Origin of the sequence: Streptomyces sp. NPDC085481, from assembly GCF_044541845.1 — a bacterium.
Taxonomy (GTDB): Bacteria; Actinomycetota; Actinomycetes; order Streptomycetales; family Streptomycetaceae; genus Streptomyces.
This window is the reverse complement of record NZ_JBITTJ010000013.1, coordinates 69,754-92,054: the sequence shown is the minus strand read 5'-3', so window position 1 is coordinate 92,054 and position 22,301 is coordinate 69,754. Positions and strand designations below refer to the sequence as shown.

The window sequence follows — 22,301 nt, the reverse complement described above, 5'->3', positions numbered from 1 at the left end:
CCCCCGCCGTACCGCACCTGGAGAAAGCCCCGTATGAACCGCCCCGCCCCCGCCGACCTGCTCCTCACCCGTGCCCGCATCCACACCGTCGACCCCGACCTGCCAGAGGCCGAGGCCCTCGCCGTCCGCGACGGCCGGATCGTGTGGGTGGGCGCCGACGCCGAGGCCCACGCCTGGGCCGGGCCCGGCACCCGGGTGCTCGACGCGGAGGGCCGGCTCGTCCTGCCCGGCTTCGTCGACGCCCACAACCACGTACGCCTCGGCTCCGACGACGCCTGCGTCCAACTCGCCGGCGCCCGCGACCTCGACGAGATCCACTCCCGCATCCGCGCCTGGCACACCGCGCACCCGGACGCCGCCTGGATCGAGGCCGAGGCCTTCGACTACTCCGCGATCCCCGGCGGCCGGATGCCCACCGCCGCCGACCTCGACCCCGTCACCGGCGACACCCCCGCCCTCGTCCTCAGCTACGACGTCCACACCGCCTGGCTCAACACCGCCGCCCTGCACCGCCTCGGCGTCCACACCGGCCGCACCGACCTGCCGTTCGGCACCGCCGTCATCGACCCCGACACCGGCGAACCCACCGGATTCGTCAAGGACTTCGCCATCAAGGGACTCTCCCGCGAGGGCCATCGCGCGCTGCGCGAACTCGGTGTCCCCTGGGCCTCGGCCGACCGCCAGTACGGGCGCCTCGCCAAGAGCCTCGACGACGCCGCCCGCTACGGCATCACCACCGTCGTCGAACCCCAGAACTCCCTCGACGACCTCGCCCTCTTCCAGCGTGCCCGCGCCGAGGGCCGGCTCCGCTCCCGGATCGTCGCCGCCCTCTTCCACCCGCGCGGCACCACCGACGCCGAGCTCGACGAATTCGCCGCCGCGGCACGCGAGTTCGCCGACGACCGGCTGCGCGTCGGCCCGCTGAAGCTCTACATCGACGACGTCGTCGAACCCCGCACCGCCGCGCTCCTCGAACCGTACGCGGGCTGCCGCCACCACCGCGGCGACACCTTCTACCCGCCCGAGGAGTTCGCCGAGCTCCTCACCCGCCTCGACGCGCGCGGCTTCCAGTGCTTCGTGCACGCCACCGGCGACCGGGGCATCCGCACCGTCCTGGACGCCGTCGAGCGGGCGCGCGCCGTCAACGGGCCGCGCGACGCCCGCCACCAGATCGTGCACGTCGAATGCCTCGACCCCGCCGACACCCCGCGCTTCGCCGCCCTCGGCGTCACCGCCTGCATGCAGCCCCGGCACGCCGCCCCCGACATCGCGGGCCCCGGCCAGGACTGGGCCGTCAACATCGGCCCCGCACGCTGGCACAAGGCCTGGCCGCTACGCAGCCTGCACCGCGCGGGAGCCCTGCTCGCCCTGTCCAGCGACTGGAACGTCGCCGAGATGGACCCCATGATCGGCATCCACGCCGCCGTGACCCGCCGCCCGCCCGGCGGAGGCGCGGCCTGGACGGAGGAGGAGACGATCGACGTCGTCACCGCCGTCGAGGGCTACACCATGGGATCGGCCCGCGCCAACTTCCTGGAACGGGACCGGGGTTCGCTCACCGTCGGCAAGCTCGCCGACTTCGTCGTGCTGTCCCGGGACATCCTGCGGATCGACCCCGACGCCATCCCGGGCACCGTCGCCGACACGGTCGTCGTGGGCGGGGACGTCGTGGGCGGGGAAGCCGTGCACGCCTCCCGCTAGCGGGAAATCCACGGAAAAGGGGTGGACGCGGCGGGCCGGGCCCGGAGGTCGAAAATCCGTTTGGCCGGGGTGGTGTTCAAGATCATAGAGTCACTGTCGTGACCGCAGACCAGAACGCCACGTCCCTGCCCGCCGCGCCCTTCGCGCCCGTGCTCACCCGCCACGCCGAGGCCGAGACCTGTGCCGACCCGAGCAGCGTCATGACCCTGCTCGCCGACTCCGGCCAGACCGCGGACGGCTTCACCAGCTACCGTTCCACCTTCGCCAAGGGAGCGGTGGGCGCCCCCGCCCACTTCCACACCAAGGCGACCGAGCTGTTCTTCGTCATCAGCGGCTCCCTCCAGGTCCTGGTGGGCGAGGAGATCACCACCCTCGACGCGGGCGACTTCCTCGCCGTGCCGCCGCACACCCCGCACGCCTTCGCCGCCGCGCCCGGCTGCGAGGCGGACGTCCTGTTCGTCTTCACGCCCGGCATGGGCCGCTTCGACTACCTGCGTCTGCTCGGCCGCGTCATGCGCGGCGAGGCCGACTTCCAGGAGATCGCCGACTCGGCCGAGCAGTACGACAACCACTACGTCGACAGCCCCGTCTGGCGCGCCGCCCTGGAGGCCTCGGCGTGATCGACGCCGCCGCGCACGTCCGCGTCACCCGCCCCCCCGCGGGACCTCGCCGCGGCGGAGCAGTTCTCATGTCCGTCGACCACCTCGTTCGGCTGCCGGCCAGTGCTCCGCTCCCGCACCTGGGGCAAGCGGCGGGCATCAGACCTTCGCGACCAGCAGCTCCTCGGCGCTGGAGGGCCGCAGTCCGTCCGTACGGCCGGCGAAGTAGCGCTCGGTGAGGGACTCGGCCGAGATGTGCCGGGCCTCCCCGAAGCCGGTCTCGCGGGCCAGCTCCAGCATCTGTGACGGGGAGTAGAAGCTGACGAAGGGCGTCCCGGCCGCCCGTGCGGACTGCTCCGTCGCCCGGAGCAGCGGACGCTCCTCCGGTGCGACGAGCTCCAGTGGCAGCATGAACGTCGACGCCAGCGTGGAGCCGGGGGCGAGCTGCGCGATCTGACGGAACGTGGCCGCGGCCGCGTCCCGCGTGAGGTACATGATGACGCCGGTGGAGGCGACGACCGCGGGCCGGTCCGCGTCGAAGCCGGCCGCCACCAGCCGCTCCCACCAGGAGTCACCCGCCTCGAAGTCGACCGGCACGAGCCGCAGCCAGTCGGGGACGCCGAGGCCGAGCTCGACCAGGCGCTGCCGCTTCCAGGCCTGTGTACCGGGCTGGTCGACCTCGAAGACCCGAAGTCCGGCAGCCAGGTCCGGCCTGCGCTGGGCGAACGTGTCGAGGCCGGCGCCGAGCATGACGTACTGGGTGACCCCCTGGCCGGCCTGCTCCTCGACCAGGTCCTCGATGAATCGGGCCCGGGCCACGATGGAGGCGCGCATACGGCTCGTGGCCTCGCGGTCCATGTCCGGGCGGCCGGTCCAGCCGTCCTCCGGGCCGGCCAGGCGCAGCCCGATCTCGTCCTCGATGACATGCGGACGCGGGTCGGCCTGTACGTGCAGGGCCCGCCACAGGGCGACCCGCAGGGCCGTGCCGTCGACCGCCGTGCCGTCGACCGTCGCGCCCTCCACTGCCGTGCCGTCCACTGCATTGCCGTCGATGACCGTTGCTCGCTCGTCAGACATGGTGCTCCGCTTTCCTTCCCCGTACGGGGCTGCGCCCCGCTTCTCGTGATCACCACGTTAGGCGGCGGTCCACCGGCGCCGCTTCTTCGGAATTGCGCTCCTGCCGACGCCTCCGAGGACTGGCCGGCCTGCCTCCGTCCAGCGGGCCGCAGCCACCCGACCAGGTGAAGTGCACCGTTTCCCTGACGCGGTGGCGCCCGACTGCGGCCGGCTCGCCGCACGATGGGCTCGGTGGGGGCGATCCGGTCTCCGCCCCGCCCCGCGCCCCCACACACGGTGGAGGCCCCACACAAGGTGGAGATGATGACCGGCAGACGCCGAGCGCTCGCCCGAATGCTGACGATGTGTCTGATCCTCGGTGCCGGCGGGGCGTTGGCGCCCACGACCGCGACCGCGACCGCGGCCGTCAGCCCGGCCGGCCGGCCGGTCCCTCCCATCCCCGACCCGCGGGCCGCCGCCGACCAGACCACCATCTCCCATGACACGCTGCGCACCGGCTGGGACCAGAACGAGCCCGGCCTCGCCCCCGACCAGGTGTCAAGCTCCGACTTCGGCCAGCAGTTCTCGACCGCGGTCGACGGCCAGGTCTACGCCCAGCCCCTGGTCATCGGCGGCACCGTCGTCGTCGCGACGGAGAACAACAAGGTCTACGGCCTCGACGCCGCCTCCGGAAAGATCAGCTGGACCAAGGAGCTCGGCACGCCCTGGCCCGCCTCGGCCATCAACTGCGGGGACCTGGTCCCGAACATCGGCGTGACCTCCACCCCCGTGTACGACCCGGAGACCAAGTCCCTCCTCCTCACCTCCAAGGTGAACGACGGCCCGGACGTCCAGCACCCCAACTGGTACGTGCACTCCCTCGACCCGGTGACCGGCGCCGAGCGGAGCGGCTGGCCCATCAAGGTGGGCGGCACGCCGACCAACGACCCGGCCCACGCCTTCAACCCGTTCACCGCGGGGCAGCGCGCCGGGCTGCTCCTCCTGGACGGCTCGGTGTACATCGGCTTCGCCTCGCACTGCATCCGCCCCCCGTACGTCGGCTACCTCCTCGGCGTGAACACCACCACCCGCAAGACCACGATGTGGGCGACCCAGGACTCCTCCGCCACCGGCGCGGCCGGCATCTGGCAGGGCGGCGGCGCCCCCGTCTCCGACGGGCCGGGCCGGATCTTCGTGACCACCGGCAACGGCAGGACCCCGCCGGTCGGCCCCGGGAACACCCCGCCCGGCCAGCTGTCGGAGTCCGTGGTCAGGCTGGCCGTCCAGAGCGACGGCAGCCTGTCCGCCAAGGACTTCTTCAGCCCCTCCGACGCCGAACAGCTGGACCAGAAGGACACCGACCTCGGCGCCGGCGGCCCGGTCGCCCTGCCGGGCACGCCCTTCGGCACCAGCAGCCACCCGAGGCTCCTCGTACAGATCGGCAAGGACGGCCGGCTGTTCCTGCTCGACCGCGACGACCTCGGCGGACGCAGCCAGGGCCCCGGGGGCACCGACAAGGTGCTGGGCACCTTCGGCCCGTACGAGGGTGTGTGGGGGCACCCGGCCGCGTACGGCGGGCAGGGCGGTTACGTGTACACGATCGGCAACCGCGGTCCGCTGCGCGCGTTCGCGTACGGCCTCACCGGCTCCGGCGCACCCGCGCTGACCAACACCGGCAGCAGCGCGGAGAAGTTCGGCTACACCTCCGGCTCGCCGGTGATCACCTCCACCGGCACCAACCCCGGCTCGGCGCTCGTGTGGGGCGTGTACACGGACGGCGCGAACGGGGCGAACGGCCAGCTCCGGGCGTACGACGCCGTCCCCGTCGACGGCACGCTCAAGCTGCGCTGGTCGGCGCCGATCGGCACCGCCTCGAAGTTCTCCGTGCCGGCCACCGACGCCGGCCGGGTCTACGTGGGTACCCGCGACGGCCGTGTCCTCGCCTTCGGGCGTCCCGCCAACATCGCCCTCACCAGCGACCCGGTCGACTTCGGCAAGGTGGCGGTCGGTTCCTCGGGCAGCGCCACGGCAACGGTCAAGGCGACCCGTGACGTGACGATCGACGCCGTGCGGACTCCGGCGGGCGGGGCGTTCACGGCGCGCCCGACCGGCCTTCCCCGTACGCTGCACGCCGGCGACACCTACTCCGTGCCGGTGTCCTTCGCGCCGACCGGTCCAGGGCCCGCCGCCTCGGTGCTGACCTTCGCCACGAACCTCGGCGACAGCGCGGTCGGGCTCAGCGGTTACGGCACCCGGCCGGGCCTCGTCGCGGCCCCCACCGCGCTCGACTTCGGCTCCATCCCCACGACGACGACCAAGTCGCTCGGCGTGGTCTTCACCAACACCGGCACCCAGCCCGAGACCGTCTCGGGTTCCGTGGCGCCGGCCGCGCCGTTCCGCGTCACCGGCCTGCCCGGCTCCGGTACGGTCGTGCAGCCCCAGCAGTCCGTGTCCGTACAGGTCGCCTACAACCCCACGGCCGCCGGCGACCAGACCGGAAGGCTCTCGCTGACCGGCCAGAACGGCACCGCCACCGTGGACCTCAAGGGCAACGCGGTGAGCGGGCAGGCCAAGCTGACGCTGACACCCGCCTCGACCGACTTCGGATCGGTGAAGGTGGGGCAGTCGATCACCGAGACCTTCGACATCGGCAACTCGGGCAACATCCCGCTCACCCTCACCAAAGCCAAGGCGCCCGCCGCCCCCTTCCACGTCGCCGACCCCGTCAGCGAGGGCCTGGTCCTGCGCCCCGGGGAGGTGTTCCACCAGAAGGTGACCTTCTCGCCGACCGCGGTCGGCACCGCGAACGCCACGTACGAGATCTCCGCCGACGACGGCAGCGGCACGCTCAAGGAGACCCTCACCGGCACCGGGACCGCCGGCACCGGCGTCACCGTCCCTGCCCCCGACGCGGGCGGCTGGAAGCTGAACGGCAACGCCCGGATGTCCGGCGGCGACCTCCAGCTCACCCAGGCCGTCACCGACCAGCGCGGCTCGGCCGTCTGGCCCGTGCCCGTGCTCACCGACGGCCTCCACGCCTCCTTCACCACCTCCCTCAGCGGCGGCAACGGCGCCGACGGCCTCTCCCTCGCCCTTCTCGACGCCGCCGGCGCCACCCCGACCGCACTCGGTGCCGGGGGCGGCGGTCTCGGCTACTCCGGCCTGCCGGGTGTGGCCGTCACTTTGGACACGTACCGCAACGGCGCCGACCCCTCGGCCAACTTCGTCGGCATCGCCACCGCCGGCACCGGCGACACCCTCACCTACGCCTCGACCACCACGAACGTGCCCAGCCTGCGCTCCGGCACCCACACCGTCGACGTCGCCGTCAGCGGCCGCACCCTCACCGTCTCCGTCGACGGCACCCAGCGGCTCAGCACCAGCGTGGCCTCGCTGCCGCCGACCGCCTACCTCGCCTTCACCGGGGCGACCGGCGGCAAGCACGACATCCACACCGTACGGAAGGCGGCCATCACCGCCGCCGCGTTCGCGGTGCCGCCGCCCGGCCCCAACGGCTGGACGTACAACGGCAGCGCCGTCCTCTCCGGCGGCAACCTGATCCTGACCCCCGCCCAGTCCGACAAGACCGGCTCCGCCATCCACGGCACGGCCGTGCCGTCCGCCCAGCTGAACGCCCGGTTCGCCGCCACCATCGGCGGCGGCACCGGCGCCGACGGGCTCGCGCTGCTGCTCCTCGACGCGACGAAGGCGACACCCAAGTCACTGGGCTCCGGCGGCGGCGGACTCGGTTACGCCGGGCTCCCGGGCGTCGCCGTCACCCTCGACACGTACGCCAACGACGATACGGACCCGTCGTCGAACTTCGTCGCGGTGGCCACCAAGGGCACCGGCTCCGCGCTGACGTACGCGGCCACGGCGACGAACGTGCCCAACCTGCGCAGCGGCAGCCACATCGTCGAAGCCGTCGTCGTCAGCGGTCACCTCCAGGTCAGCATCGACGGCACCCGCGTCATCGACGTCGCCGTGGCCCTCCCGCAGAACGTCCTCGTCGGCTTCAGCGGCGCGACGGGCGGCAGCACCGACCAGCACGCGGTCGCGGGGGTACGGATCGGCTACTGACACGGGGATACGGGGATACGGGGAAAGGGGGCGGCCCCGCGCGATGGGCGCGGGGCCGCTTCGTGTGCGTGGGGAACGGGTCAGAGCCGGGTGAGGATCCGCTTCAGCTGAGCGATCTCGGCGGCCTGGGTCCGCACCACGTCGTCGGCCACCTTCTTCGCGGCCGCGTCGGAGCCTTCCTTCTGCTCCGTCCTCGCCATCTCCACCGCGCCCTCGTGGTGGGCGATCATCAGCTCGGCGAACCTGCGGTCGAAGGCCTTGCCCTTGGCCGCCGCCAGCTCCTTCATGTCCTGGTCGGACATCATCCCGGCCATGCCGTGGCCGGCGTGGCCCGCCGACTCGGGCTTGCCCCAGGCCTCGAGCCAGGTCCGCATCGTGCGGATCTCCGGGTCCTGGGCCTTCTCGATCTCGCCGACGAGCTTCTTGATCTCGGCGTCCTCGGCCCGCCCGCCGGCGAGCTTCGCCATCTGAAGGGCCTGCTCGTGGTGCGGGATCATCATCTGCGCGAACATCACGTCCGCGTCGTTGAACGCGCCCGCGGAGCCGGATGCGGAGGCTCCCGCCGAGGCGGAAGCGGAGGCGGTGGTCGAGACGGACGGCTTTCCGCCGTGGTCCATTGCGCTCGTGTCGTCCGCCGAGCCGCCGCCGCAGGCGGCGAGCAGGAGGGCGCCGGCGGCGACGGCGCCGGTCAGGGCGAGCTTGCGGGCAGAGGGGTTGATGAAGGCACGCATGTGTGACACCTCGTGTGCTGTCGTTCTCGGATGGGCCGAACACGTCTGCGGGCAGCGCGAAGCGCCCGCGGGTGCGGTACGGCCTAGATCCGGAGGACCGACAACCGGGCGAGGTCAGGAGGGCGTGGCGGCGGCGCGTTGGGGCCCGACGAGGGCAGCAGGCGTGCGGCGAGCAGCGCGGTCCAGTCGGCGTGGCGGCACAGCGCGGCCCTGACGAGTCCGGCGAGCAGCCAGATGCCGAGCACGGCCACACAGAGCGTGGTCATGTCCATCGCCATGCCGGAGTCGTGCGAGGAGGACTTCGGCGACGACTCCGAGGCGGGCCCGGGCGGCGATCCCGTGGAGTCGCCTCCGTGGTGCGCCGGCGCGGATGACGCATGCGTCGTCCCCTCCGTACCGCCGCCCGAAGAACCCTCCGGGTGTCCGACGGAGTGCATCACGAACACGCCGAGCGCGAGCACGACGACGAGCAGCAGGTGCGCCGGGGCGCCTCCCGCCCGGGTGCTGCTGCGTCGTGTCCGTGGGTGCGCGTGCAGGGTCTCGACCTCCTGATCCGACCCTACCCAATACCCCACACCGGTACCTGCGGGGCCCTTCGCGTACCCCCGTTTGGCGTACACCCGCCACGCCCGTGACGTGCGCCCCCTGCGCCCCCGACGCTGATCCAGGAGGCGCCGACACCGGCCCGTCCGCGTTGACCACGCCGGGAGGCACGCCCATGTCGATCGTCGTCACCTTCGCCGGAAGGACCCCGCTGCCCACCGCGGGTTCCTGGTACCAGGTCTGGTCCTACCGCGTGCAGCCCTCGAGTCCGGCCGACCTCCACCCCGGGCAGCGGGTCGCGCTCGCCCTGCCTGCCGACGTCGACCTGCGCGACCCGGCCCTGTTCCCCGGGGTGCCGGCCCTCGACGGCGCCTTCGTCGAGGCCGATCCAGGCTCGGGCCGCCAGTACGCGGGCCGTACGGTGACGGGCACCGGGCCGCAGACGATCTCCTTCGTGGCGCCCCCGGCCCAGTCCGAGCGGGACCTGCTCCTCGTCGTGCGCGGACCCGGCCAGCCGTGGACGGTGACGCCGTTCGCGACCTCCTCCGGCGGGCCGTCGGGTCCGGTGCGGGTGCTGACCGCCCCCGTGCCGGGTCCGGTGCGTACGGGCAGGCCGGTGACCGAGTTCGCCGGCACCCTGCCGTACGCGAGCGAGCTCTTCGGGGTGTACCAGCCGCTGCCCGGCTGGCTCGGCTACTCGGCAGCCGGCCGGCTCGCCGCCCCGGGCGGGCCGCCGCCCGCGCCCGAGGCCTTCGCGGGGCCCGCCGCGCGCGCCCTGGAAAGCCCCGAGCTCGCCGTGCTCGCGCGGTTCGCCGGCCAGGACCCGCCGACCGAGGGGATCCTGTCGCCGGTCGGCCTGGTCAACCTCTTCCGGCAGTACTTCTTCGAGTTCGACACGTTCCTCGGGGCGCCCGCGGGCCACCTGTGGCTCAGCCCCGGCGGCATGGTGGAGCTCGTCGAGACCACCACGCGCCGCACCCTCGTCGAGCGGACCGCGTCCCAGTCGGAGGAGACCACGCGCAAGTCCGAGGAGACGCTGACCGACCAGAGCGACGTGGCCGACGCGGTCAAGGAGTCCAACGCCAACGACACCAGCCTCGGGGCGAGCGCCTCCGCCGGAGGTTCGTTCGCCGGGATGTACCACGCCGACGCGAGCGCCAGTTACGCCACGAAGACCACCACCAGCAAGTCCTCCGAGCTCACCCACAAACACGCGCGGACCCAGAGCTCCAAGGTGAGCAGCGAGATCCGGCGCAACTTCACCACCACCTTCAAGACGGTGACGGAGACCACCGACACGTCCAGCCGCCGCTATGTCGTGCAGAACACCACCGACCGGCTCGCCAACTACGAACTGCGCCGCAAGATGCGCAAGGTGGGCGTCCAGGTGCAGCACATCGGCACCCGGATGAGCTGGCAGGTGTTCGTCAACGCCCCCGGTCGCGTGCTCGGTCTGGGTGAGCTCGTCGACGTCGTCCCCGCGCCGGACCTGACCTCGCTGCGCAAGCCCGAGCCGCCCGAGCCGCTCGCACCCGTCCTGACGACGTTCACCGGCACGTTCCCGATCGCGGAGCACCCCGACAGCACCAACGCCCCGCACAACGACGCCGACTGGCGCCGCCAGGACGGCTTCGACCGGCTGTGGCGGGGCGAGGAGGACGAGTACATCGTCGCGAACTTCGACTACGGTGCCATCCCGCCCGCCCCCGGCTACACCCTGAGCGCCAACCCGGACTTCGTGCAGTTGGTGTCGGCGAAGAACGGCAACGGCGGCGACGCCAAGTTCCTCGTCAAGTACGTGATCCAGCGGCCCGAGACGGGACGGTTCCAGGTCCGCGCCGACAACGTCCACTTCGGCGGCACCGCGATCATCACCTTCAGCCTGCAGCTGCGCTGGGAGCCGCCGGCGGTGAACCCGGCCGAGGTGGCGTACAAGGCGGCGCTGGAGCAGTACGAGAAGGACGTCGCCGCTCTGCAGCGCAAGGCGTACGCCGCGGCCGTACGGGACCGGACGACGCTCCTCAGCAAGGTGCGGCCGCGGCCCGCCGAGGACCTGCGCAAGGAGGAGCGGCACTCGGTCTTCGCCCATCTCCTGGACCAGCTGCGGCTGTTCGACCCGAGGGACGCGCATCTGGAGGCGGAGCTCATCCGGCAGATCTTCGACGTCGACCAGATGCTGTACTTCGTCTCGCCGGACTTCTGGCGTCCCGACGACGTGGCGACCCCGGCCGGGCCGGACTCGCTCGGCCGCTACCCGGTGCCCCCGGCCCGCTGGGAGGGTTCCGCAGCGGATCCGCTGGCGGGGGAGACCGTCCTGACCGCATACTCGCGCACCAGCTCGCACAACCCGCCCGACGCCAAGGGGCCGAATCCCCAGCAGGAGTGGCGGGTCGACTACCTGGTCACGGCGGACTCGCAGCCGGCGCCGATGGGCAGCTCGCTCGGCTGGCTCGTGCAGGCCGACGGGGACGAGCGGCGCAACGAGTTCCTCAACTCCGCCTGGGTGAAGGCCGTCCTGCCGATCAGGCCCGGGCACGAGTCGGAGGCGCTGGGCTGGCTGACCAGGGCGGGCGTCGAGGGCGAGGCCGCGCTCGACCGTCCGTACGCCTGGCAGGAGGGCGACCCGGACGAGTACCGCGGCCAGACCATCGGCCGGGTACTCGAACTGCTCGCCGCGGAACTGCGGGAGTCCAACACCAGCGTCCCCAACACGCTGCGAAGCGAGCAGGTCTTCGAGACCGGCTTCGACCCGCTGGCCGGCGGCTTCCGGCCCGCGGAGCCGTACCGGATCTTCGACCAGTGGGTGGAGGTCCTGCCCACCGACCAGGTCGTCGCCGTCGAGGTGACGTACGACCCCAAGACCGGACAGCAGCTCTAGGCCGGCCCGCCCCATGGCCACCACCCGCTATGTGCACGCGACCAGGGGCGTGCGGTCCGGCCGCTTCGACAGCGAGCGCAAGCCGGCGAAGACCGTCGCCGACGCCCTGCGCGCCGCCGCGGCCGGCGACACCGTCGTCATCCTCGACAACGCCGTCTACCGCGAGCCCGAACTCGTCCTCGACCGGCCCGTCACCCTCACCAGCGACCACCTCCTGAAACACCCGCAGGCCGACCCCGCCGCGCCCGGCTTCGACCCGCGGGTGCTGCCCGCCCTCGACGGCGGCGACCGGCACCGGGTCCTGCGGATCGGGCCCTCCGGACCGGGCGGGCGGCGCGGCTTCGGCCCCGTCACCGTCCGGGGCCTGAGGATCAGCGGCGGCCACTCGGTGCACACCCCGCGTGATCCGGCACTCGGCGCGGGCGGCGGCGTCGCGGTCGTCGACGCCGACGACGTGCTGATCGAGCGGTGCGTCATCACCGGCAACCGGACCGAGACAGCGCCCTTCCGGCCGTGGCCGGAGCCGGACCGCACGGCGCTGCGGGCCGCCGTGCTCGACCTGATCGGCGACGTCCTGCCGGCCGGGACGGTGGGCTCGGTCAACCGGGTGATCGACGCCGCCAACACCATGCTCGCTCTCGTACGGGGCACCCCCGCGCTGCCCCGGATCGACCGGGCCGCGCTGCTCGTCGAGGCGGGTCGGCGCTTCGACGCCCTCGTACCGCCCGGGATCACCGCCATGTGGCTGGCCGGCCAGTCCTTCGGCGGCGGCGTCGCCACCGTCTGGGCGAGCCCCACCGTCCGCCACTGCCTGATCCGCGGCAACAAGGCCGAGGGGCGTGGCGGCGGGCTCGCGGTCGTCGGCTACGGCTGGCCGACCCTGGAGGGGTGCTGGATCGACCGCAACGCCTCCGGGCGGCGGGGCAGGCTCGACGGCGGCGGCATCGGCTGCGAGGTGTCGTTGCCGGGCCGGCTCGCCCGGGACCTGAGCGAGCTCGACCTCGTCAAGTTCCTCGCCGACCGGGCGTCGGCGGCCCGCACCGCCGTGCTGAGCCCCGGCACGATCGTCGGCCTCACCCCGAGCGAGCTCTACCACTACCTGCGCTGGCTGCTCGACCCGTTCGAGCCCAACCCGGTGCTCGCCAAGACCCCGCGCATCCTCGCCGACCTCGTCACCGGCCGGGTCGACGAGGCCGTCCAGCTCGCCTTCTACGCGATCGCCGCCTCCGCCCTCCGGCTCGACCGCTGGTCGGCCTGGCAGGAGCAGGAAATCCTGGACGCCCGGCGGCGCGCCGTGACGCTGCGGGAGTGCCGTATCACCGGCAACGCGGCCGCCGACGACGGCGGTGGGCTCTACGCCTCCGTCCTGTCCCCGGTACGGCTGGTCGGCACCGAGGTGAGCGGCAACCGGGCGGGCAGCATGGGCGGCGGCGTCCGGATCACCATGGGCTCGGCCGGCACCTTCGAGCAGTGCGTGATCAGGAACAACGTCGCGCGGGGCCTGGAGGCCGCGCCACGGCCGGGGGAGCGGCGCAAGGCGAAGCCGGGCGGGGGCGGCATCTCGGCCCGCAACGCCGACCTCACCCTCACCGGCACCCGGATCGAGGCGAACACGACGTCCGACCGGCCCGGCGGCGGCATCGTCCACTACGCCGACACCGAGGGGAACATGGGCGGGGTGCCGGACATGTGGACGGCGATCCTGCGGGAGGTCTTCGGCGTCACCCAGGTGACCGTCCGCACGGACGCGGCGAGCGAGATCACCGGCAACCGCTGCGGCTACGACGAGCACGGCGCGGCCCTGGCGAAGCCGCAATTCGCCAAGGGCGGCGGGGTGTTCGTGCTCCAGGCGACGTTCCCCGACGCGCCGCGCGTGGACGTGACGCTGGCGTCCGTCCGCAAGTCCGTGCACGGCAACACGGCGCTCACCCGCCGGTACTCCTCGGCGGTCCGGCCGGGCACGGTCATCGCCACGGCGAACGACACGTGCGTGCAGGACCTCGTGGGTCACAAGGAGTGGACGGAGGCCAACGACGCCCCGCTGCTCAAGGGCGCCGCGGACCTCCGCTTCAAGGCGTGAGCGCCGGCGTCACGCGCTTCACGGGGTGACTCCTGCGCGCGGGGGTCGCCGCAGTCCTATGCGAGGGTGTCGCCGGACATGGCGGCGGCGAGCCGCAGGTGCGGGGCGGCCTCCTCGGCCCTGCCCTGGCGCTCCAGGGTGCGGCCGAGCATGAGCCGGGCGTAGTGCTCGACGGGGTCGCGCTCCAGGACGGCGCGCAGCTCCTCCTCGGCCCGGCTGAGCTGGGCGGAGTGGTAGTACGCCCGGGCGAGCAGCAGCCGCTGGGCCGTCTGGCCGGGGTGCTCGGCGACCAGACCGCGCAGGATGCGGACGGCCGTGCGGTACTCCTTCGCGTCGAAGAACAGCTGGGCACGGTCCCACCGCTCGGCGGCGGTGCCGAACTCGTAGTAGGTGTCGTCGCTCACGGCTCACTCTTTCGTAGGTCGGGCCTCTGCGGCTGCTGCAACACCCCCAGATGGTTCAATATTCCACTACTATTTTGGCGCGGGTCCACCCCGTACGGCACCGCGACAGGAATAGGTTGAGGCACATGAGCAATCTTGATCGCCAGGCCGCCCTGCAGGTCTGCGGCGGCCGCGGTTTCGTCGTCGCCGAACCGGTACGGGAACTCCTCAGCCCCCGCCGCGTCCGGCTCGGAGAGTCGACCGAGGTCCGCCGCCTGCTCCCCAACCTGGGCCGCCGCATGGTCGGCGCCTGGGCCTTCGTCGACCACTACGGCCCCGACGACATCGCCGACGAGGCGGGCATGCAGGTCCCGCCCCACCCCCACATGGGCCTGCAGACCGTCAGCTGGCTCCACGAGGGCGAGGTCCTGCACCGCGACTCGACCGGCAGCCTGCAGACCATCCGCCCCCGCGAACTGGGCCTCATGACCTCGGGCCGGGCGATCTCCCACTCCGAGGAGAGCCCCAGGCCCCACGCCCGCTATCTGCACGGCGCCCAGCTGTGGGTCGCCCTCCCCGACGCCCACCGGCACGTCGAGCCCCACTTCCAGCACCACGCCGGACTCCCGCACGTCACGGCTCCGGGCCTGACCGCCACGGTGATCCTCGGCGAGCTGGACGGCGCGGTCTCCCCGGGCACGGCGTACACCCCCATCACGGGCGCCGACCTCGCCCTCGCCGCCGGCACCGAGACCCGCCTCCCGCTCCAGCCGGACTTCGAGTACGCGGTCCTCGCGATGTCCGGCGAGGCCCACGTCGACGACGTCCCCGTCCTGCCCGGCTCCATGCTCTACCTCGGCTGCGGCCGCACCGAACTCCCGCTGCGGGCCGTCTCGGACGCGGGCCTGATGCTCCTGGGCGGCGAGCCGTTCGAGGAGGAGATCGTCATGTGGTGGAACTTCGTGGGCCGCACGGACGAGGAGATCCGCGAGGCGAGGGAGGACTGGATGTCCGGCCCCCGCTTCGGCGAGGTCAAGGGCTACGACGGCGCCCGCCTGGACGCCCCGGAGGTCCCGGCGACGCAGCTGAAGGCGCGGGGGCGGGTGCGCTGACCCGGGGCTTTCTCTTCTGTCGGTTCAAGGTCGAGGGGCGCTCGGCTCCGCCGCGGCTGTCGTCGTGACTGCGGGAGGGTGCGGAGCGCAGTCCCTTCCGCAGTCGTGCAGTCGGTGGGTGCACTTCCAGGGTGTGCTCGGGTGTGAGCAGATCTGGTCAGCTGAATGCTGACCCGCTGCGGCGATAGGAACGATTCTCCAGCCCGTCGCAGGTCATCTTCGCGGGCAGGCGCAAGGTCCTTTTCGACACGGTGGTGTAGCCGCCACGGCACCCCACGCGTCGCACGGTCCTCCCGCCTGCCCGGCGGCTCACCGGGAGTTCTGTGGTGAGGCGGCGATCAGGCGCCGGCCGCCACGTCCGTCAGCCAGGCGCGCCAGTCGCTCTCGTAGTCCAGCGTGTCCAGGAACGCGCGTGCGGCGGTCCAGTTGCCGGAGCGGTAGTGGCCGAGGACGGTGGCTACGTCTGCTGGGTGCCGCTCGACCATGTAGCGGGTGGCGAGGTAGCCCCAGCTGTAGGTGCGGTTGACGTCGCTGTCGGCGTAGGTGGTGTCGAACAGCGTGCCCAGGGCGTACGTGTGCTTGCCGGCCTCCATCAGCGCGCTGGTGTAGGGGACGCCGCGGTACGAGTAGGAGATGTACTCGGCGATGCCCTCGCCCCACCAGACGGTGGGGGTCGTCTGGCTGTCGGCGAAGTCGCCGTGGAGGTCGAAGCGGCCGTCGAGGTAGTGGGTGTACTCGTGGTTGAGGTTCCAGATCTGCCAGCCGGGGCTCGCGTCGGTGCGCTCGTAGCATATGAACCGGGGCTGGTTCCCGGGCCGGGCGGGGTCCCCCTCCAGGTACATGCCGCCGTTGTTGGTGTCGATGCCGTAGATCCGGCCGGCGTACGCCTTGTAGTCCGCGCTCGAGTTGAAGACGTCGACTTCGAGCTTGGTGTTGTAGTCGTCCGCGACGGGGCCCGAGTCCTTGACCACGCTGTGGAAGTAGGCGTCCTGGTTGGCGAGGCTCGCGCAGGTGGCGGCCAGTTGGGCGGTGGTGATCTCCTGGGCGCGAATCCGCAGTGTCGGGCTGCAGTCGTGGACGATGGGCAGGATTCTGGCTTCGAGTCTGCCGCCGCCGGCCGCGGTCAGGGTCGGCGCGTTCCTGCTCGTGCCGTGGGCCGGGCGCTGCCCCGCGTCGGCGAAGACGTGGTCCGGCCTGGGCTCGGCCCGGCCGGTCGGCGGCGCCGTCTCGGTGGCGGACCGAGAGGTGTGGGTGCCCGCGGCGGCCGGGGCCTCGTGGGCGGCGGCGACGGGGGTGGCGGCTGCGATCAGCACAGCGGTGGCGATGGCCAAGGTGCGCAATGTCGGCTCCTGGAAGACGAGTTGGGGAAACCGTCGACGACGGATGCGCTGTAAAATGGCACATGTCACATGTCTTAGCAAGAGTGTTCACCGCGCCGCCGTGATAAGCGAAGCCGGTGGGCGTCTGCGGCCGTGCGCCCCCAACGCGACCACCCGCAGGCTGAGCAGGCTCTCGGCGGTACGAGGAAAGCGTTTCCTCCCCGAGCGGCGCCTCGTTGACCCGCGCGGCAGGCGCATCCTCGCGCCCAGTCGCGGGACACGCGATGACGAGGAGCGGTGATGACCGGTCAGGACTCTCTGACGGCGAAGATCGAGCGCGGTTTCGACCAGCTCGACGTGCACGGCAACGGCGTACTGACCGAGGAGGACCACCTGGTGATGGGCCGCCGGGTGGCGTCCTCCCTCGGGCACGCCGAGGACTCCCCGGAGACGCGGCGGATCGTCGACGCCTACCTGGGCGTCTGGCGGGACGTGCACCTGCCGTTCCTGCCGGCCGGCAGCCAGGGGATTTCGAGGGATCGGTTCGTCGCGTCGACCCGGTCGCTGGCTGAGAATCCGGGGCTGCCGAGGCCACCCTGGGCAGGATCGCCGAGATCTACCTGCAGATCGCGGACATCGACCGGGACGGCCGGGTCAGCCCCGCCGAGTTGCTCGCCTTCCAGCGCGGGCACTTCCCGGGGTTCACCGAGGAGAACGCGGCCGAGGCGTTCCGTCACCTCGACACCGACGGCTGGCTGTCGCCCGCCGAATTCACCCAAGTCGTCCCAGGTGCTTGACCGCAAACAGCTCAAAGGCCGCACCCAGGTCACCTTCGTCCTCCCCGCCGACAGACCGGACGGTCCGGTCAGCGTCGTGGGGGACTTCGACCACTGGAACCCCGCCGCGCACCCGCTGCAGGCCCGAGGCGACGGCATACGCGCGGCGACGGTCGTCCTGGCCGCGCACAGCGGCCACTCCTTCCGTTACCCCGCGGCCGGCGACTACTGGTTCGACGATGACCAGGCCGACGGCCACGACGGCACCAACAGCCGCGTCAACACCTGACGAGGAGCGCCCCCCTGTCGGGAACCCACCGTCCACGCCTGGATCGAGGATTGGTTCTTCCGCCCGGCCGTCCGCGAGGCCGCACCGGACATGACGGACCACATCCTGGAGAACAGCGGCCGGCGACCATGTCCGGGCCTGCCGGCTGCTGGCTCCGCAGACCCGTCAGCAGCTGGAGCAGGACGAGCAGAAGGCCTGCCCGACAGCCTTGGCCGCGCAGGAGTTGCCCAGGACGGCAGGCGTCGAGGATGTGGAGGCGTACGGGCGGCAGGCGCTGGTACGGCTGCGGGGAGACACCCTGTTCCTGTCGCTGTTCACCGCCGGCTGGACGGCCTCCGCCAACTGCTCCCGTTCGCTCTCGGTACCGGCTTCGTGGACCTTCTTGGACTCCGGCGAACCGCGCTGGGCCTCCTGCCGGCGGACGTGCCTCCACTTCCTGCCTCAGCCCCGCCCGCCTCCGGGTACGCGGCCGGCCGACGTCACCGTCCCTCGTTCGCGGTGTGCCGGCGCTCCTGGGCCGTGGGGTGCCACTCGATCAGCAGGATCGTGGCGTCGTCGCGCAGCTTGTGGTCCTGGTGTTGCCGCAGGCGCTGTACCAGGCGTCGCAGGGCCTCGGGGGCCGGGTCGCCGGCGGCGGTGGCACGGATGACCGTGTCGGCCAGCCGCTGTTCGCCGAAGAGGTCACCCTCGGGGGAGCGTGCTTCGGTGACGCCGTCGCTGTACATGAGGATCCGGTCGCCGGGCTGGAGTCGCTGCCGGTGCTCGGTGGGCGGCGACTCGACGAGAAAGCCCCAGCCGAGCGGTAGATCCGGCTCGCGTTCCAGCGCGTTGCGCACGACCCTGCCGGCGCGGATCAGCAGCGGCGCGGGGTGCCCGCAATTGATCCAGGTGAGCACACCGCCGGCGGTGTCCAAGTGAGCGACGACGGCCGTCATCAGACGGTCGGTGAACCAGTCGGCCAGGATCCGGTCGATCGAGGTGACGATGTCGGTCAGCGAGCCGCCGGAGCGGCGCGTCGCACGGCAGGCGGCGAGCCCGGCGGCACTGGCCCCGCCGGAGGCGAGGTCGTGCCCCATGGAATCGAGGACGGTCAGGTGCAGTCCGTCGTCGTCCAGGGAGTGGTCGAAGGTGTCACCGCCGATGTCGTACGCGGGCTCCAGCACCGCCGAGGAGGTCGCCTCCGCCGTGCCGATCGTCCGCGGCGGCAGGAACGCCCACAAGAGCTCGGCCTGCACCGTCATCGCCCGCCACCGCTCCGCTTCGACCAGCAGATCACTGTGGGAGGACTTCGACACCACCAGCAGAGCGGCCATGCCCGCCAGCGCCTCGCAGCCCTTGAGCAGGGCGGTGTCCAGGGAAGGCGCGGTGACCTTCAGTACGCCGAGACGCTCGGCCCCGTCGATCATCGGCACCCAGGCGGTGGCGCCGTCCCGCGACCGCTGCACCACCTGCGTCCGGTACGCCAGACCCGCCTGCGACGTGTCGATGTCCAGCGTCTGCTGATCCGCCGCCACGGGCGGCGGCAGTGCGATGAGGCGGATCTGCTGGAGATCGGTCACGTACATGGCGCTGCCCGTCAGCCCCATCCTGCGGCCCGCGTCGTTCACCACGGACGCGAGCTCGCGCCCGGACAGCAGATGGGAGCGGGCCAGATCGGCAAGAACACCCTCGAAGGCCGCCACGCGATCTCCCTGTGTCCTCTGGGGCCTGCCTGCGGTGCCTTCAGGCTAGGCAGACGCCGGTCGTGATCGCATCCTCCTCGGAGGGTGTCGGGCTCGGTGGATGCTTCGGGGCAAGCGGGGTAGTCGCCGGGCGGTCTTCACGTTTCCGAGGAGGTGTCCGTCATGACGACCCCCAGCAATCCCGACCCGGATCCGCGGACCACACCGGGCCTGAACCGAGACGCAGTACTGCCCCCGGGTGAAACGCCGCCCGCCGAAGCGGGCACGAGTACGGGCGTCGGGCCCCACCGGCCTCCCCGCAGGGGCTGGGGACGGGGGCCGCTGATCGCCGTGTGCGCCGTCGCGATCGTGTGCGCGCTGTTCTTCCTCGCGTACGCCGTCGTGCTGGCCACCCGCTGACCCGGAGGCACCGATCGCCGCGCCGTGCGGTGGCAGGCATGGAACGCTGTGCGAGGGGCAGTCGCCCAGTCGTGCGAGGAGGCGCGCCATGCCTGTCAGCAACGAGCACACACCGGATACCCCGACCGCCGCACGTGCCCCTCATGTGGTGCGGGTACGCGGCGACATGGACCTCGACCACGCGGAGGAGCTCCGTGCTTCGCTCATGGCGGCCGTCGCGGAAGCGCCACGAGGCGCCGACATCGTCGTCGACCTGCGGCACTCGTCATTCTGCGACTCCTCGGGGCTCAACGCGTTGCTGGCCGCCCGGCAGGAGGCGACGGAGTCCGGTCACCGCCTCAGGCTCGCGGCGCCGAGTCACCAGATGGTGCGACTGCTGGAGCTCACGGGGTCGATGGGGCTCTTCGTCCTCGGCCCGGCCGTGGCGGGCTGAACCGGTTCGAGCGCTGCACCGGCACTGGTCCCTGGCAGGGCCTGAGCAGGGCCTTGATCGCAGGGCGAGTCGCCTCCATCCTCCGGGCGGCTCACTTCCCCCGGGCCTGCCGCCCGCGCGACCCCAGCCGCGCCACCCGCGGAAGTGGAAGCCGGCGCCGTTTCCCGACCGTCCGGGTGGGCAGCCGCCGGGCATCCCGGCCGCCCTGCCCGGCGAACCCTCAACGGGGCCGTCGAGGCCTCACTCCGGCCGCCCAAGGCCCGACGCGACAGTGCGCCGGGGGCGGCCCCATCCGGACCGACGAGAGAGGTGAGGACATGACCACCCCCGAACGGAACGACAACCCGCACATCGACGAAGAGACCAGGGAACGGTCCTCGGAGCAGCGGAACATCACCGCGCCCACCCCGCCTGACGTACGGGCCAAGGCCGATGACGACGAGGAGCCCGAGCCGCCGGCGGACGGCACCCCGACCCCCTGACGGCCGGACGGCCGGGGGCGGTGCGCCGTCGGGGGACCGGGCGTGCCGCCCAGGCGGCTGCTCCCGAATCGGCGACGACTGGCGCCGCGGTCCTGGGGTGGCCGCTGATCGGGACTGCTTCCCCGACGGCACGAGGATGCGAGGAGGAGGCCGTGACGGATACCGGAAAGCCGGCGCGCTACCACGCCCGGCGGGACTTCGGAAAGACGGCCGAGCCGGAGGGCGGGTCAGCGGCGCAACGGGCCGACGGTCCGCCGTCGTACGTCGTACAGATCCACGACGCGCGCAGCATGCACTTCGACTTCCGGCTCGAAGCCGACGGCGTACTGAAGTCGTTCGCCGTGCCCAAGGGCCCCTCCAGGGATCCGCACGACAAGCGTTTCGCCACGCCGACGGAGGACCATCCGCTGGAATACCGCGACTTCGAGGGCGTCATCGCGCAAGGCGAATACGGCGGCGGCACCGTGATCGTGTGGGACGAGGGCACCTACCACAACGCCACGACGGACCGTCAGGGCCACGAGGTTCCCCTCGCCGAGGCACTGGAGCGGGGCCACGCCTCGTTCCGGCTCGACGGCCGCAAGCTGCACGGCGGCTACGCGCTCACCCGGATCCGCCGCGCCGAGGACGAGGGACGCGAGGCATGGCTCCTGGTCAAGGAGGCCGACGAGCGGGCCGCCGGAACCGGCACGCCCGACCCCAGGCGGGCGCGCTCGGCCCGTACCGGCCGCACGCTGCGGCAGGTCGCCGCGGCCGAGCGATCAGGGAGAGGCAGATGACGACGCACCAGCGATCGACTGGGCCCTGGCGGATACGGGCCGGCGGCCGGAGCGTCGGGATCGGCCACCCGGACAAGGTCCTGTTCCCCGGCGACGGCATCACCAAGGCCGACCTCGCCGAGTACTACCGCACCGCCGCCCACAGGATGCTGCCCCACCTGCGCGGACGCCCCCTGATGCTGGAACGGCACCCGGACGGGACGCAGGGACCCGCCTTCATGCAGAAGGAGGTGCCGGACCACTTCCCGGACTGGGTCCACCGAGCCGAGCTGCCCAAGCAGGGCGGCACCGTCACGTACGCCTTGTGCGACGACACCGCGACCCTGCTCTACCTGGCCGACCAGGCGTGCATCACCCCGCACCGCTTCCTGTCCCGGGCCGACCGCCCCGACCATCCCGACCGGCTCGTGTTCGACCTCGACCCGCCCGGAGACGACTTCAGCCTGGTGCGGGACGCAGCGCACGGCCTCCACGAGCTGCTCGACGAACTGGAGCTGCCGTCCCAGGTCATGACCACCGGATCACGAGGCCTCCACGTCGTCGTGCCCCTCGACCGCCGGGCACCCTTCGACGACGTGCGGTCCTTCGCCCACGACGTCGCCGGGGTCCTCGCGGCCCGCGACGCCGACCGATTCACCACCGAGCCGCGCAAGAAGGCCCGGCGAGGCCGCCTCTATCTCGACGTCCAGCGCAATGCCTACGCCCAGACCGCCGTCGCCCCCTACGCCGTCCGCGCGCTTCCGGGTGCTCCCGTCGCGGCGCCGCTGGGGTGGGCCGAACTCGACGACCCCGGTCTCTCCGCGCGCCGATGGACCCTCGCCACCGTCGGCCGGCGCCTCGAAGAGAACCCCTGGCACGACCCGCCGAGACCGCGCTCGCTCACCAGGGCCCGCAAACGTCTCACCGCACTGACCCGGTGAACCGGGCTCCTGACCCTGACCCTGCCCCGTGAACCGGGCTCCTGAGGGTCCGCAGCTGC

At 72.5% G+C, this 22,301-nt stretch carries 17 protein-coding genes and 1 pseudogene; 12 read left to right on the top strand and 6 right to left on the bottom strand.

The features are described from left to right. Positions 1-33 precede the first annotated feature (33 nt). Positions 34-1,701 (top strand): amidohydrolase, encoded by a 1,668-nt coding sequence (locus ACIGEZ_RS25390; protein WP_399834830.1) that lies wholly within the window; start codon positions 34-36, stop codon positions 1,699-1,701. Between the two features lie 98 nt (positions 1,702-1,799). Further along, entirely contained in the window at positions 1,800-2,321 is a 522-nt protein-coding gene (locus tag ACIGEZ_RS25385) for a cupin domain-containing protein (RefSeq protein WP_399834828.1), read from the top strand. Positions 2,322-2,459: 138 nt separating this feature from the next. Here ACIGEZ_RS25385 and ACIGEZ_RS25380 read toward each other — a convergent pair whose 3' ends face one another. After that, positions 2,460-3,377, bottom strand: coding sequence for a class I SAM-dependent methyltransferase (locus tag ACIGEZ_RS25380; protein ID WP_399834826.1), 918 nt, complete (start codon positions 3,375-3,377; stop codon positions 2,460-2,462). Between the two features lie 303 nt (positions 3,378-3,680). Between ACIGEZ_RS25380 and ACIGEZ_RS25375 the strand changes: the two genes are divergently transcribed. Continuing rightward, the gene (locus ACIGEZ_RS25375; RefSeq protein ID WP_399834824.1) at positions 3,681-7,436 is read left to right on the top strand and encodes a choice-of-anchor D domain-containing protein; all 3,756 of its coding nucleotides are present in this window, start codon (positions 3,681-3,683) and stop codon (positions 7,434-7,436) included. A gap of 80 nt (positions 7,437-7,516) precedes the next feature. Here ACIGEZ_RS25375 and ACIGEZ_RS25370 read toward each other — a convergent pair whose 3' ends face one another. Then, the gene (locus ACIGEZ_RS25370; protein WP_399834822.1) at positions 7,517-8,167 is read right to left on the bottom strand and encodes a DUF305 domain-containing protein; all 651 of its coding nucleotides are present in this window, start codon (positions 8,165-8,167) and stop codon (positions 7,517-7,519) included. A gap of 83 nt (positions 8,168-8,250) precedes the next feature. Beyond that, positions 8,251-8,742, bottom strand: a complete 492-nt coding sequence (locus ACIGEZ_RS25365; RefSeq protein ID WP_399834820.1) for a DUF6153 family protein — start codon at positions 8,740-8,742, stop codon at positions 8,251-8,253. 143 nt (positions 8,743-8,885) lie between these two features. Here ACIGEZ_RS25365 and ACIGEZ_RS25360 point away from each other — a divergent pair, with 143 nt between their 5' ends. Then, a complete protein-coding gene (locus ACIGEZ_RS25360) occupies positions 8,886-11,588 on the top strand; it encodes a hypothetical protein (RefSeq protein ID WP_399834818.1) in 2,703 nt (900 codons plus the stop codon). 13 nt (positions 11,589-11,601) lie between these two features. Then, positions 11,602-13,668, top strand: coding sequence for a hypothetical protein (locus ACIGEZ_RS25355; protein ID WP_399834816.1), 2,067 nt, complete (start codon positions 11,602-11,604; stop codon positions 13,666-13,668). A gap of 56 nt (positions 13,669-13,724) precedes the next feature. Here the strand turns inward: ACIGEZ_RS25355 and ACIGEZ_RS25350 are convergent, their stop codons facing one another. Further along, positions 13,725-14,072, bottom strand: a complete 348-nt coding sequence (locus tag ACIGEZ_RS25350) for a tetratricopeptide repeat protein (RefSeq protein ID WP_399834814.1) — start codon at positions 14,070-14,072, stop codon at positions 13,725-13,727. 125 nt (positions 14,073-14,197) lie between these two features. On the opposite strand from ACIGEZ_RS25350, the gene ACIGEZ_RS25345 reads away from it, so the two are divergent. Then, positions 14,198-15,163, top strand: a complete 966-nt coding sequence (locus tag ACIGEZ_RS25345; RefSeq protein WP_399834812.1) for a pirin family protein — start codon at positions 14,198-14,200, stop codon at positions 15,161-15,163. 344 nt (positions 15,164-15,507) lie between these two features. Here ACIGEZ_RS25345 and ACIGEZ_RS25340 read toward each other — a convergent pair. Further along, a pseudogene (locus tag ACIGEZ_RS25340) lies at positions 15,508-16,269 on the bottom strand (collagenase); the annotation flags it as partial. 809 nt (positions 16,270-17,078) lie between these two features. Between ACIGEZ_RS25340 and ACIGEZ_RS25335 the strand changes: the two are divergent. Further along, positions 17,079-17,279: a hypothetical protein gene (locus ACIGEZ_RS25335; RefSeq protein ID WP_399835269.1), complete on the top strand. Its 201-nt coding sequence runs from the start codon at positions 17,079-17,081 to the stop codon at positions 17,277-17,279. Between the two features lie 747 nt (positions 17,280-18,026). On the opposite strand, the gene ACIGEZ_RS25330 is transcribed toward ACIGEZ_RS25335, so the two are convergent. Beyond that, positions 18,027-19,229, bottom strand: a complete 1,203-nt coding sequence (locus tag ACIGEZ_RS25330) for a PP2C family protein-serine/threonine phosphatase (protein WP_399834810.1) — start codon at positions 19,227-19,229, stop codon at positions 18,027-18,029. A 162-nt stretch (positions 19,230-19,391) separates the two neighbouring features. Between ACIGEZ_RS25330 and ACIGEZ_RS25325 the strand changes: the two genes are divergently transcribed. From ACIGEZ_RS25325 to ligD, 5 genes are all read left to right on the top strand, one after another. After that, positions 19,392-19,628, top strand: coding sequence for a DUF6480 family protein (locus ACIGEZ_RS25325; RefSeq protein ID WP_399834808.1), 237 nt, complete (start codon positions 19,392-19,394; stop codon positions 19,626-19,628). A gap of 88 nt (positions 19,629-19,716) precedes the next feature. Then, positions 19,717-20,061, top strand: coding sequence for an STAS domain-containing protein (locus ACIGEZ_RS25320; RefSeq protein ID WP_399834806.1), 345 nt, complete (start codon positions 19,717-19,719; stop codon positions 20,059-20,061). Between the two features lie 317 nt (positions 20,062-20,378). Continuing rightward, on the top strand, positions 20,379-20,543 hold the full coding sequence (locus tag ACIGEZ_RS25315) for a hypothetical protein (RefSeq protein ID WP_399834804.1): 165 nt from the start codon (positions 20,379-20,381) through the stop codon (positions 20,541-20,543). A 152-nt stretch (positions 20,544-20,695) separates the two neighbouring features. Beyond that, entirely contained in the window at positions 20,696-21,322 is a 627-nt protein-coding gene (locus tag ACIGEZ_RS25310) for a DNA polymerase ligase N-terminal domain-containing protein (protein ID WP_399834802.1), read from the top strand. Further along, on the top strand, positions 21,319-22,242 hold the full coding sequence (gene ligD, locus ACIGEZ_RS25305; protein WP_399834800.1) for a non-homologous end-joining DNA ligase: 924 nt from the start codon (positions 21,319-21,321) through the stop codon (positions 22,240-22,242). Before ACIGEZ_RS25310 ends, ligD begins: the two co-directional genes overlap by 4 nt. Positions 22,243-22,301 lie beyond the last annotated feature (59 nt).

Bases quoted from the DNA above. Each gene is read 5' to 3' on its own strand.
- ligD (WP_399834800.1), top strand. From the start codon at position 21,319: ATGACGACGCACCAGCGATCGACTGGGCCCTGGCGGATACGGGCCGGC.
- ACIGEZ_RS25315 (WP_399834804.1), top strand. From the start codon at position 20,379: ATGACCACCCCCGAACGGAACGACAACCCGCACATCGACGAAGAGACC.
- ACIGEZ_RS25360 (WP_399834818.1), top strand. From the start codon at position 8,886: ATGTCGATCGTCGTCACCTTCGCCGGAAGGACCCCGCTGCCCACCGCG.
- ACIGEZ_RS25345 (WP_399834812.1), top strand. From the start codon at position 14,198: ATGAGCAATCTTGATCGCCAGGCCGCCCTGCAGGTCTGCGGCGGCCGC.
- ACIGEZ_RS25355 (WP_399834816.1), top strand. From the start codon at position 11,602: ATGGCCACCACCCGCTATGTGCACGCGACCAGGGGCGTGCGGTCCGGC.
- ACIGEZ_RS25375 (WP_399834824.1), top strand. From the start codon at position 3,681: ATGACCGGCAGACGCCGAGCGCTCGCCCGAATGCTGACGATGTGTCTG.
- ACIGEZ_RS25325 (WP_399834808.1), top strand. From the start codon at position 19,392: ATGACGACCCCCAGCAATCCCGACCCGGATCCGCGGACCACACCGGGC.
- ACIGEZ_RS25370 (WP_399834822.1), bottom strand. From the start codon at position 8,167: ATGCGTGCCTTCATCAACCCCTCTGCCCGCAAGCTCGCCCTGACCGGC.
- ACIGEZ_RS25320 (WP_399834806.1), top strand. From the start codon at position 19,717: ATGCCTGTCAGCAACGAGCACACACCGGATACCCCGACCGCCGCACGT.
- ACIGEZ_RS25380 (WP_399834826.1), bottom strand. From the start codon at position 3,377: ATGTCTGACGAGCGAGCAACGGTCATCGACGGCAATGCAGTGGACGGC.
- ACIGEZ_RS25390 (WP_399834830.1), top strand. From the start codon at position 34: ATGAACCGCCCCGCCCCCGCCGACCTGCTCCTCACCCGTGCCCGCATC.